At 68.6% G+C, this 12,060-nt stretch carries 8 protein-coding genes and 1 pseudogene; 6 read left to right on the top strand and 3 right to left on the bottom strand.

The window, feature by feature from the left end:
- Window positions 1–7: 7 nt before the first annotated feature.
- The 3 genes and pseudogenes from DS843_RS29165 to DS843_RS29155 all read right to left on the bottom strand — a co-directional run.
- Window positions 8–387: pseudogene (locus tag DS843_RS29165) on the bottom strand (transposase); the annotation flags it as partial.
- A gap of 32 nt (window positions 388–419) precedes the next feature.
- Window positions 420–1,082 carry a DNA-binding protein gene (locus tag DS843_RS29160; protein ID WP_167525523.1) on the bottom strand — a complete coding sequence of 221 codons (663 nt, stop codon included), beginning with the start codon at window positions 1,080–1,082 and terminating at the stop codon, window positions 420–422.
- 595 nt (window positions 1,083–1,677) lie between these two features.
- Complete coding sequence (locus tag DS843_RS29155; protein WP_149472323.1) at window positions 1,678–2,985, bottom strand: hypothetical protein; 1,308 nt, start codon at window positions 2,983–2,985, stop codon at window positions 1,678–1,680.
- Between the two features lie 343 nt (window positions 2,986–3,328).
- On the opposite strand from DS843_RS29155, the gene DS843_RS29150 reads away from it, so the two are divergent.
- The 6 genes from DS843_RS29150 (at window position 3,329) to DS843_RS29125 (ending at window position 11,937) form a co-directional block, all read left to right on the top strand.
- The gene (locus DS843_RS29150; RefSeq protein ID WP_167525522.1) at window positions 3,329–6,136 is read left to right on the top strand and encodes a MobA/MobL family protein; all 2,808 of its coding nucleotides are present in this window, start codon (window positions 3,329–3,331) and stop codon (window positions 6,134–6,136) included.
- Window positions 6,137–6,427: 291 nt separating this feature from the next.
- A complete protein-coding gene (locus tag DS843_RS29145) occupies window positions 6,428–6,790 on the top strand; it encodes a hypothetical protein (protein ID WP_149472321.1) in 363 nt (120 codons plus the stop codon).
- Window positions 6,791–7,832: 1,042 nt separating this feature from the next.
- Window positions 7,833–8,999, top strand: coding sequence for a hypothetical protein (locus tag DS843_RS29140; protein ID WP_149472320.1), 1,167 nt, complete (start codon window positions 7,833–7,835; stop codon window positions 8,997–8,999).
- 239 nt (window positions 9,000–9,238) lie between these two features.
- The gene (locus tag DS843_RS29135; protein ID WP_149472319.1) at window positions 9,239–10,588 is read left to right on the top strand and encodes a hypothetical protein; all 1,350 of its coding nucleotides are present in this window, start codon (window positions 9,239–9,241) and stop codon (window positions 10,586–10,588) included.
- Window positions 10,589–10,686: 98 nt separating this feature from the next.
- Entirely contained in the window at window positions 10,687–10,974 is a 288-nt protein-coding gene (locus DS843_RS29130) for an HU family DNA-binding protein (RefSeq protein ID WP_149472318.1), read from the top strand.
- 249 nt (window positions 10,975–11,223) lie between these two features.
- Window positions 11,224–11,937: an IS6 family transposase gene (locus tag DS843_RS29125; protein ID WP_149472317.1), complete on the top strand. Its 714-nt coding sequence runs from the start codon at window positions 11,224–11,226 to the stop codon at window positions 11,935–11,937.
- Window positions 11,938–12,060 lie beyond the last annotated feature (123 nt).

Below are 12,060 nucleotides of genomic sequence, written 5' to 3'. Positions count from 1 at the left end.
CCGCTCAGTAGCTGGATCGGCTGATGGAAACCAATTCGCACTGCCGGGTGATCGACAGCTGCGGATGCTCCGGCTCGATCATCTCCCGCCTCCGGGCGACGCTCATCGACCGGAGGGCTTGCGCAAAAAATCGCGTTCCACGACCAACTGGCCGATCATCGCGTGCAGCTTTTCCCCTTCGCCTTGATGGCTGGCTTCGGCGACCTCCGCCTTGCCGGAGAACACCCCGGCCATCCCCTCGATCGCCTGCTTCTTCCAGGCATTGATCAGCGTCTGATGGACGCCGTGCTTGGCGACCAGCTGCGACACCGTCAGCTCGCCCCGGATCGTCTCCAGCGTCACCTTCGCCTTGAAGTCCGCCGAATACCGCTTCCGTTTTCCCGTCATCGGGTCCGTCCTTCTTCCTGGACGAGCCAAGCTTATTCGACTGTCCGGGAAACGGGGACCAGCTCAGTTATGGCGTCGAGCAACGGCAGCACCGCCGTTTGTTCGTTTGTTTGTGCGCGTTTCGGTCGGGCCGGCTTGGTGTCGCTGCTCCCGTCGTGCGAAAGCGCCCGGTCGGCGATGGTCTGCTGCAGCGCGGGCAGCAGGTCGGCGAGCTCGCGGACCGTCCGCCGTTCCTCGTCGCGGGTCGCGAGCTGCTCTTCGAGCGTACGCACCTTGTCCTGCAGCGCTCGCCGCTCGGTCTGGTGCTGCTCCGCGGCGGCCGCGAGCGCCGCGTTCAGCGCATCGATCTGCGTGTGAACCTCATCAAGCGCGCGCTCGCTCCGGTCGATCGTCGCGCCCATTTCCTCCTCCGCGTCCCGCAGTTGCCCCTCCAACTCGCGGATCCGCGCGGCAAGGCCGTCGGCGGCACCGCGCCAGCTGCCTTCGGCCAGCCGCTCGAGCGGCTGGCGCACCGCCGTGAGGGCCTCGTCGATCAGCGGCCCGAGGGCCGCCGGCCGGGACGCCTGCGCTAGCTTGTGGGCCTGCCAGACGCGCACCAAGGCCTCCGGCCGGCCGTGGCCGCCGAGCGCCCGACGCAGCGCCGTACCGTTGACCGGCTCGCCGGCCGCCTCAAGCGCGGTGCCCGCGGCGATCACCTGTGTCTCCGTGACACCCATCGGTCGTCCCACGATGTTTCCTTCGGTTTGGGAAAAGCCCTGCGATCGGAGATATCCGCCTCTTTGCGCATGAGGCAAGGGCTTGGTGAAGAAAAAGTCTGCTGACCGGAACTCATGGCCGTGCTCTGTTCTCTGGTTCTGTGTTAAGAAATTTTGACGATAGCTCCTAATGCCTTGTTGGTAGGCGTCCATACTCCGATACGCGCGGCGCTCGCTTGTGGAAAACTTTGCGGCATTGAGGCGGGGGTGATCGCGTCGGCCTTTCGGCGCGGAGCCGGAAAGCCGGAGCTGGAACCTCGGCGGTGCTGGCCGTCGGCGTCTTCGGATGTTCGATCCGTCGCTCAACGTCCTGGCGCTCGGCAAGGGGGCGTGGGGCTAATGGCGAGACCGGGACCCGTCGAACGCGGCCCGCGAGGACAGGGAAGGAGCCGCGGCCGAAGGCGATGGCATGACGCGCCGCCCGGCGCGGTGCGAAGCACCGAATTGGCGTAGCGTCGTTGACTTCTCCTTGAACCGTCCTTGATTCTTCCTTTATGTCTCCCGCAGTGGTCCACCGGAGCGTGGCCACGGTGTGTTATGGCGTCGTCGGGTGACCGCGCCGCACCGTGGCGAGCATGCGCTCGTACTGCTGCAAGTGGCTCTGACAGCGCTCCTTGGTGTTCGCGCTCCAGGCCGCGGTCCGTCGCGTCCACGCCCGATAGCGCAGCCGCAGAATGCCGATCAACTCAACCTGCTCGAGCACCGAGGGGACGGGCACCAGTGTGTACGAGGCGCCGAGGGGGCGCACGGCGGCGGCGATCCGCGGGGCGGGCAGCAGCGCGCGGGCGGCGGCATCGGCCGCCTGGGCGACTTTACGTTCCAGGACGTTGCCATTGGTGCGCGGGCAGGGGTGCAGGATTTCGGCCTCGCCGGACAGGCTCTCGATGAGATGGTCGACGACCTCGACGAGTCCCATGTCGATCAGCCGGTTCAACTGCTCCTTGAATTGCGCGAGCCCGGCCGTGGGATTTTCGGGGTGGGCGTTCGCGTGGGCCTGGACCAGCGGATGAGTGAGGTTGAATTGGGGCTGCGGGTTGCCAAAGGCGACGACGACGTATCGGCCGCGGTCGCCGACGCGGAGCTTCGTGTGGCGGTAACGCGCGAAGGTCCAGGGCAGGCCACCGTCTTCGGCCAGATCCTGGACGCCATAGAGTTGAACAAACAAACGCAACAAGCCAACGCTCTGGGCTTGGCGCAGTTCGACGATCGGCGGTGTGTCGCCTCCAGCACCGACGACCAGGGACCGGGGCAGCCAAATCCACGCGGGCAGGGCGGCGGCGGCCGGATCGTAGCCGACAGGCGCGTAGATGTGCCCGCCGAGAGCGCGCGCCCAACCCTTGTCGACGATCCCGCGGATGAGAGTGCGGGGGCGGAAGCCGCCCAACTCCGGGCAGGCCCGGGACGGCAGCCATGAGCCGCCCGGCACCAGCCAGTCGTAGAGGCGACGTTCGCGATCGGTCAGCGGCTCGGGCGGATAGCCCTCGCACTCGGGAATGGTATGTGCCGGCGTCAGCACGCGCAGCAGCTTCGGTCGATCCGGCGTGCTGACCAGACCGGCGGTTTCCAAAAGGTCGATGGCCTTCGCCGCGCGGCTCCACCCGACCCTGGCGTACTGTTTCACCGCCTCGACCCCGGCGCAGGTGGTGCGGTTGTCGCGCCGCGAGAACGCCGCGAGGATCAGATAGGCGATGGCCGCGTTGAGGCCGAGTGCGCACGCCAGCACCCACGCCCGAGCGTCGATGGCGAAAAAGTTGCCGACGTGGCGGGGCTTGGGGGGCTGTGCATCGGGGGCGGGGACGAAGGCCCCGGTGAGGGTGGCGTTCTGCAGCACGGTATCGGTCATCGGTGATTCCGGGTTGGGGGTGAGGGGCTGCCTCGTCGGGCCCCGACTATGTTGTCCGGGCTCGCCGCCGGGAAATGCGTGCCGACGCCGATTGTCGTCGGCTCCCCGTTCATCGTTCGCCAACCCGTCCGAGACCATAGGTGACGCACGCCTGGCTGGAAAATCCGTCGCCGGGCGGATGCGGATCGCCGGCCCTCTCCATACGCTGAAAGGAAAGCGTCCCCGGCCCCGTGCCGGCGGGGGCTGAATGGTGCAGTTAGGCGTTCCGGCCGGGGCCGGAACGCCTGGGGTGGCCCGATGGCGCCGCCCTGATCATCGCGGCCGGCGTGGAGGCGCTGCGGGCGTGGACGATCTGGGCTTTTTCCGCATCGAGCAGTCCTTCGTGACCCGCTCGCCATTGACCACCGCCGGTGGCGCCGCCGCGTATCAGTCGGGCGAGCGGTTCCGCTGCGTGCTTGCCGCCGCAGCCTACCAAGCGGGCAGCTGTGAGGCGATCGATCCGGCGGTGCGGGCCATGGTGACGAAGCAAGGCCTATCCCTCGGCCCGGACACGGTCTTCGACTACTCCGGCAAGAGGGGCGTCTACGCGAGCGAAATCCGTCACCCGTCGGATGCGCCGGCCTGGTGCCGGCAGCGTTCGACGCTGTGGGGGCGGGTCGAAGCCGCCGAGCGCCGGCGCGACGCTGCCCTGGCTCTGCGTTATGAGGCCGCGCTCAGCCGCACCGTTCCGATCGATCTGTCAGTCCGCCATCTGAACGGTTTCGTCGACCGGCATCTAGTGGCGCGCGGGCTGGTGGTCGATACGGCAATCCACCTGTACGGCAAGCCGCTCGATCCGCGGATTCCGGAAGCCGCCGACCAATTGGCACGCACCATCGATCCGGCATGGCCGATCCTGCCGGTTGCGCGGGTGCCCAACCGTCCACCGGTCAACGGCCCGCACGTTTTGGAACTGCCGGACGGCCGCCTCCTCGTTTATCAACCCCACGCCCACATCCTCGCCTCCACCCGCCCGCTCGACGGGGACGGCTTCGGAAAAAAAGACCGGGCCCTGTGGAAAAGGAGCTTTCTCATCGCGGCGCGCCAGGGATGGGAAGAGGCCTGCAACGCCGCGCTGCACGAGTCCGGTTCGGCGCTGCGGGTGTCGCAAAAGTCCAAGTGGCGCCGCCAGCGGGAGAGCGGAACGGCCGCTGCCGACGACCGGCTGCTCTGCCAGGTCCCGCTGGGTCCCGCTTACCACGCCGTGATGGGCGGCCGTGCCGCCGCCAGAGGAGAGCACGTGATGGCTCACGACTGGAACGCTATTGTCGGCGAACTCGCGCAAAGCCGTCGTCTGACGCCGGAGACGCAGGCAGCGCGTCTGGCGGTCGCCCTGGCCCGCATCATCCAGCTCGAGCAGAAGGGCGTCCGCTTCTCCGTCGGTCCGGCGCGCACGCTGCGGATCGAGGCGCCGGACGGGGTGGTGGTCGGCTGGCAGGACCGGGCGCTGTGGAGCGGCCTCCAGGGTGCCGTCGCCGACTTCCTCGACGCCCGCGGCCAGACGGGGGCGGAGATCACGGTGAACCAGCCGGCGCAACCAGACACGGACAGTGCCGACGAGATGCAGCGGCTGCGTGCCTCGCTGGAGGCGGTCGACGCCGCGGTGACCCTGATCGCGACCAAAACAAACCAACAAAACAAACCAATGGTGTCCTCGGGCGACTGGGGGGAGCGGGTACTGACCGTCGCCCGAGGCGCCATGGCTTATGCCCATTCCCAAAAGGGCAGCGCCCTGCTCCGGGAACGACAGGCCCGGCTGGCCGCCGCCGAGGGCGAACGCCTCCAGGCGGGCCGGGTAACGGCGCTGGAGCGGGCGCTGGAGCAGGGGCGCGAGGAGCGTCGGCTGACCGAGCAGAGCCTTGCCGCCCTTCGTCGGGAGCGTGAGGATGATCGGCACCGCACCGCGACGCTGGAGGAATCGCTGCACCAAGCCAAACTTGCGGCAATAGCCGCCGGGCAGCGCCATACGGACTTGCAACATCAGCACGAGAGAAGCCGGGGCGTGCTGGAGCGGGTGCGGACTGTGCTTGGAGGTCAGATTCCGGACGATCGGCTGGTGGATACGGTGGTGGCAGTTCGGCAGCGGGCTGACGGCATCGCGGCCGACCGGGATGCCGCCATGGCGGAGAGCGGGCCGTCGGCCAAAGCAGAACGCCCGGTTTTGGCGGGCATCGACGTCAAGACCGAGCCTGATCGGGATGCCATGGTCGGGTGGCTGGACGCCCAGGTGCGGATCCTCGGTTTTGAGCTGCAGGGACCGCCAGCGGTGCGGATCCCGCAAGCGATCGCCATCCTGGAGGCGGCGCTCTCCGGCCGGGCGGCGGAACTCGAGCGGCTGCGGCGGGAACGGGACCAGGCCAGGGTCGAGGCGGAGGGGTGGCGCCGCGCCTTTTGGATGCTGGTCCGTCATGCCGAACAGCTGCTCGTGAAGGTCGGCCTCAGCTCCGGCTTGGGCGTGTGGGCGAAGACGGCGTGGCGAGGACTGGTGGCGATGGTCCAGCCGGACCGGCCTCCCGTCGCGGCAGGGCCTGTGCAATCCGCCGGTCACCCCCGGAGCGCGCCTGCGGCGGAGCTTGGTGACACTCTCTCCCACCCTGCGCCAGTCGCCGTTGAGAACGCTGCCGGCAGGCGGGCGACAGCCCGCCGCTTGCAAGCGGTGGACCGCATGACCGCACTGGCCGACAGCACGGACGAGCCCGGCTGGTCGGCGATCTCGCGCATCCTGACGGGGGCCGAAAGTCCGATTGGCGTCGTCGATGGTGGCCTCCGGCTGGCCGGCCGCTCCGCCGTCGCCATCGCGGCGCTGGAAGCCAAACTGGCCACACTGGACGATCGGCAACTCGCGGCCTGTGCCCGCGCCACTGACGATGGCGTGCGGCTGACCGACGATCCGCGCCTGCGCCTGGAGTATGAGCGGGCGAGCGCGGTCATCGATGGCGCGATCGAGCGGCGCCGGCGTGAGTGGGCACCTGCGGCGCCGGCACCCGGGCCGAAAACACCGGTGCCTGTGGCGGACCGACCGCTCGACGCGATCGCCCCTTCGCCGTCTCCCCCCTCTCCACCGCCAGTCCGTGAGCGTCCACCGCGCGTGCGGGAGGACAGGGAGCGGTGATCGTCTCGCGTGTGGGAGGAGGGCCGCGCCGCCGCGGACCATGATGGCACCCCTCCCCTGAACGGGACGGGCGCCGGTCTGCCCCAGGCGTCCGAAGGTTCTTCAGGCGTCTGGAACCTCTGTCCGAAGCGCCCGCTATGTGTCCTCTCCTCCCGGCCCGGGCGCCATCGTAACCGCGCGTCGCCGTCAACCGGCCGATGGCCGGCGGGCGGCACGACCGCCCGGCGCGGCGGCTGGCCCTGTGGGCCGCCGCACCGGGCGGTCGACGCGACAATCGGACAGGCAAAAACCATGATGACGGTCGTTTACAGCGCGGACGAACTGATCACCCGCATCGAAGCGGATGCGGTGATCGCGGTGTTGCAGCCGGACGCCGCTTTCCTGACCAACCGCTTGGGCCGTCAGTTGCGCGATGCGGTGTGGGCGTGGTCGCATGGCGACCGCTCGCCCGCCGCGCGCCAGCGGATCGAAGACCAGGTCCTGGCGGCAGGGGCGCTTGGCTATACGGTCGGCATCGGCTGCACGGATATTTTCACGGCTGTCCCAGATCTGGACGTTGCCGTGGAGCAGGGGCTGGCGCTGATGCCTGGGTTCGACAGGCCACTCCTGCGTTTGGCGCTTCAGCCCAAGGCTTCGGCGCAGAGGCGGCGGTAAGGGCATCGCAGGCCACCGGAAGCCGCCGGACGGCGATCGCCGTCCGGGCTCACTCCTTGTCCATAGGGGGCAGGGCGCTGCGAAGGCGCCTGCGTATGCAAAGCATGTGCAGCCCGAAACCTGAGCGATTCCAACCACGTGGGCAGGACATCATGCAGTGGAGGGCGCCATCGGCGCGTCCTCGCGTTTTCCCCGTCCATAACACCCAGTACCCCCGTACAAACCACCCCGCCGGCGCTCGTTTCCCCGTTCACGCCTCACCGCATCCCCGTACTTTTCACCCCGATACCCCGCCGCCGCCCAAGCCGGCTGCGGGTTTGCGGCGTCCGGGAATCCTGGAACAAGAAAAAATGAACACGGGAACGAAGTTCCCACCCCCGCCCGGGGGTGCGGTCCGGTCTGTCCGCTGGCGTGGGGAGCGTGGCCGAGATCGAGCCATGGGGGCGGCCGACAAGCAAGCGGTCACGGGCTGGCTGGTCAGGTCTTGTCCGGCTCCAGGGGAAGCCGGTGAGGCAACATTGTCAGCACGGGAAGATCGCCTCCGAGCTGACCGCATCGGCTGTCCGTGCTGGTGTCCCTCGCACCCCGGCGGCGGGGCGCCCCGCTGGCCAAGCCCATGGTCCGGGACGGACAGCGGATGGACGGAGACGCCAAGTTCCCTCCCCCTCGATGCGGCATTCCGTCGCGGCTGATTCGGACAGCTCGGGCGCCTTGACGGCAGCGCTCCCGACGGTGCGGTGGCGATGTGCCGGACGAGGATGTCGGTCAGACGTCTCCGCGGTCGCATGGCCACGGCCCGCCTCGTCCTCGGCGGGTCCGGTGGTCCTGACCGCCGGCCTCGGCCACACAGGCCGGGCATGCTGCCGGCTTGTCATGCCGAGACCCGCTAGAGCGGTTGCAACGGACGAGGCCTTTTTACGCGTCCGGCTTGCACGGGTGAGGCAGGGGTTTGTCCGCAGCATCCGCGGACAATATCCGCCGGCGCCATGGCCTCGGCCCCGCGCTCCGCGAGGGTACGACGCATGGCTCCACGAGGATCGCCATGTCCAGCCTTGCTTCTCTTGACACCGCAGCGCTTCAGGTGAAGTCGTCCGTCGGCGCCCCGATCGCTTCCCGCTTGTGCGGCACGCCGGTGGCGTATCTCAGCCCCCGCTTGCTGGCCACCCTTTCCGAACAGGAGCTGATCCAGGCCTTCACCTCGCTTGATCGGGTGGCGAACGCGGCCACGACCCACCCCCGCTTCCTGAACTGCGTCGCCAAGCTGCTGCGCCAGGTCGGCAACGCGCACCGCGGCATCCTGGTCAAGGCTATCCGTGACGCCGGCCCGGCGCAGGAGCTGGGCAAGGGCGACGCCGAACAGCAGGGCATGGCGCTGGTCGCGGCGTTGCGCACGCTGCAGGATCTCAAGCGGCGGTCCCGGCTGATGTCGGTGCGGAGTTCGGTGTCTGCCCTGCCGGCCGGAACGCCCATCGAGCGCCTCCACCTCCAGCGGATCCGGCGTGTGGAGGCGGTGGCGCGGGCGGTGTTCCGTCGGGCCACGCACGGCACGTCCTGCACGGTTCGGCTGACCGACGACCCGGCGGCGGTTGGTTTCACCGTCCGCCTCGGCCGGGTGTATCCGTACGGTGGCCGCTATAAGACCTTTGCTGCCAACTGCTCGTCCTGGATCGTCACGGTTCCCCGGCGTTGGCTGTCGCGGGTGGACCGCTGGGGACTGGCGGTTGTGGATGGCCTCCTGACGCTCGATGCCCAGCCGCTGTGCTCGCCGGTGGCCGGCATCGAGGTCTATGCGGCGGTGTGGGCTGCGCAGACGCGTGGGCTGGATGTGCGGGTCGAGCGCGGCGCCATCGCCCGGCAGGGTGAAATCGCTTACCATGGGTCGGACGTCGCCCGGGCCATCGCCGGGCTGAGGCGCAAGATGAGCCTTGCAGAGCGGCGGGCCCTCTCGCCGGAGAACCGCGCCGAACGTCGTCTGCAGCGTCTCGCCACCTTTGCCCGCCGCTTTGGCGATGAACCGGTCACCCTGGACGACAGCGCAGCGGTTGGCAATTGCGCCTACGGAACCAGGAGCTGGTGCTACGGGGTGGGGATCGATCCGGACGCCAATGTCACGACGCTGGCGCGTGTGCTGGAGGGTTGCCGTCAGCGACCGCAGGACGAAGCTTGGGCGGTGGTGATGCACGTCGTGCAGCGGTGCCGGTCGCGGTGAACCACTGTGCCTGGCCCTGCCGTCTCCGGATTGCAGGGCCAGGCACTGGGACCCTGCCGGCATGGGGCCTGCCTGGAGGCATGACGGCCGATGCCGGCGGGGCGACAGCACAGCCCATGGGCATGATACGAAGCCCCCATGAGATGAGGCCGATTGCCAGGACGGGAGGCGTTGATCGGCCTGAAGGGTGAGCAATATCCGCCTGGGCCCATAGGGGGCGGAACAGCAAGGGTCCAAACATGACGACGTTCTCCCTGCCGATCGAGCGGCACGCTCCGCCGCTTTCCGGTGCCGTCACCCTCGACGGGCTCGCCTCGTCGCCGGCCACGGCGGTGCCGACGCACGTGCCGCTGACGGTGAGCCTGAGCGGCCGGCCGGTGTCCCGGCTCACCGCGCACTTCCTTGTCCACCAGCCCGATGGCAACGGCGACCTCATGGCCCATGCCATCGCCGCTCTCGACGTGGTGGAGACGGCGGCCCTGCGGTATCCCGCCTTTCTTCAGTGCGTGGCCGGGCTGGCACGGCGGTTCGGGGTTTTGGGGCGGCGTGCCCTCGTCCTGGCCATTCGCGAGGCGGGCCCGGCGCTCGGTCTGGCGAAGCGCGTCGCCGAACGGGAAGGCCGGGCACTCGCCGATGCCCTGCTCACCTTGCGCGACGTCAAGCAGCAGGCGCGCCGGCGCGGTGGGACCGCGCCGATGCGGCCCGTCTGCTTGCCGCCCACCCGCTTGGCGCGGCGGCTGGCCCGCGGTGTCGTGCAGACTGTCCGCGCGGCGCCGAAGACCGCCGCTACCGTCATGGTGAGCGGCACCGGCGCGGATGGCGCCCCGCCCCATCCGGGGCATGAGCGCCACCGGCCCGTTCTGCTGAGCACGCCGACCATTCTGTACCGCAGCGTTTCCCTGCCCGAACTGGCGGACATTGTCCGCTCCGGACGGGTCGTCGGGCGGCAGAACCTTTTCAACCCGTTCGAAAAGCGCCGGGAGGTGTTTTTCGGCACCACGATCACGTCAAGGCTGATCTGGCAGGGGGAAGAGATCGCGCGCCAGCTGAGCACGGCGCTGGACCAGCACCCCCATCATGCAACGCTTGCGGACATCTGCGCCGCCAGGGAGCCGCTCGAACGGCAGCTTGCTGCAGTGAAGTCCGCCAACGCGAAGCGTCTCAATCTGCGGCGGCAGCTGAACGGTTTGCCGCCGGTCGATGAATCGGCGTTCGATGAATTCATGCTGCGGGACGGGGATGGGGATCGCCTGTTCCGGGAGGTGTATCGGTTGGATCATCGGGAAGCCAAGCTGTATGCAACGCACGGGAGGCTGCGCTTTCGCATGGAGGTGGCGGCCAAAGCGCATACCAAGCGCCTGCCGGTGACCTCGGCGGTCCTGGAGACGAGGCCGTTGACCGGTGGGTGGCTGTACAGTGAGCAGTGTGGCGGCATCTCGGCGATGGGCGATCAGGAGGAAGTCGGCTTCCTGCCGGGGGCGGTGGAATGGTCCGACATCGTGGCGGTGCATCTGGTGCGGCAGTGCACGATGACGCGCTGCATTGAACCGGAGGACGTCGAGGCGGTGCTGGCCCTGTGCCGGATGTGAGCCGGCGCGTGGACGTGTCGCCAAAGACGTGATCGTCGGTGCTTGCCGGAACATCACCGCCGGGGTGGGGCAAAGCTGTCGTACCCCGGCGTGGAGGCTTGCGGGCCGCTGCGACCGGGGGAAAGGACCTGATCCAAGCCGAACTCATCGCCGCCAAGCTGGGTGGGGCCGACGCCGGCAAGGCGCTGGATGGCCTGCAGAACGCGCTGGTCAAGGGCGAGACGATCAAGCTGCCCGGCTTCGGACAGTTCGAGGTCGCCGAGCGCGGCAAGTGCATCGGCCGCGATCCGCAGACCGGCGCCGAGATCACGGTCGCCGCCTCCAAGGCGCCGAAGGTCTCCGTCGGGAAGGCGCTGAAGGACGCCATCACCGGCAACGCCGCCTGACCGCTCGGCGTTCAATCTGGTGACCGGGGGGCTGCGGCATGCTGCCCCTCGGTTCCCGGAAGACGAAGAAGACGAGCCTCCGAGGTCTTCGTCTTCCTGGCGTCACAGGCGCCGGTATGTTCCCTCGAACAGATCGCCCAAGGCGCGCCGGAGCAGGATCATCACCCGAAACGGTTCCGTTGCAAGTTTGGGGTCGTATCCGGGATCATGTAGGATCGGGGCCGTTTTGGCAGGTGGGGTGGCTGGGTAATACGCAGCGGGAAGAGCTCGTCCAGGGGTCGGCAGTTTACGGTGGAGGTGATCCTGTGGGCGGTGCGCTGGTATCTGCAGTTCCCGATCAGCTACCGCGACCTGGAACGCATGCTGGCGGACCGTGGCGTTTCGGTCGACCACACGACGCTCTACCGCTGGATCCAGGCCTTCGCCCCGGAACTGGACCGGCGTCTGCGCCCGGACCTGCGCATGACGACCGGCTCCTGGCGGGTCGACGAGACGTATGTAAAGGTGAAAGGACGCTGGATGTACCTGTACCGCGCCGTCAATGCGCAAGGGCAGACGATCGACTTTCTGCTCAGCGCCAAGCGCGATGCGGCCGCTGCCCGACGCCTCTTCCGCAAGGCCCTGAGGCAGCGGCATACGGTCAACCCGCGCACCCTCACCGTGGACAAGAATGCCGCCTATCCGAGCGTGACCAAGGCGATGAAGGCGGATGGCGAACTGTGGCGCTTCTCCAGGTTGCGGCAGGCCAAGTTCCTGAACAACATCGTCGAGCAGGATCACCGGCGGGTCAAACGGCTGGTCCGGCCAGGGCTCGGCTCCCAGAGCTTCCACACGGCGCGCCGGACCATCGTCGGCTACGAGATCAAGGCCATGGTCCGCAAGGGACAAGTCTCCGCCATCCCCGCCAATGACATGCCCGTCCAGGCGGCCTTCAGCGCCGCTCTGTTCCGGGCCGCCGCCTAGATGCCGTAATGGGCCTTGCTCCAAGCTCTGGCTTGGGCGGGCGGCTGTCCCCACAGTGATGGTGTGAGACACGGGGTCCGAGCGGATCGGCCCCAAGCATCATGGAGGGACAGCCATGGATCA

Source organism: Roseomonas genomospecies 6 (assembly GCF_008365375.1).
Lineage (GTDB): Bacteria > Pseudomonadota > Alphaproteobacteria > Azospirillales > Azospirillaceae > Azospirillum.
The sequence above is the reverse complement of the archived record's forward strand: the minus strand, read 5'-3'. Positions and strand labels throughout refer to the sequence as shown.

Coding starts and splice junctions, on each gene's coding strand:
- DS843_RS29155 (WP_149472323.1), bottom strand. CDS start 2,985: ATGACCGATACCGTGCTGCAGAACGCCACCCTCACCGGGGCCTTCGTC.
- DS843_RS29145 (WP_149472321.1), top strand. CDS start 6,428: ATGATGACGGTCGTTTACAGCGCGGACGAACTGATCACCCGCATCGAA.
- DS843_RS29140 (WP_149472320.1), top strand. CDS start 7,833: ATGTCCAGCCTTGCTTCTCTTGACACCGCAGCGCTTCAGGTGAAGTCG.
- DS843_RS29135 (WP_149472319.1), top strand. CDS start 9,239: ATGACGACGTTCTCCCTGCCGATCGAGCGGCACGCTCCGCCGCTTTCC.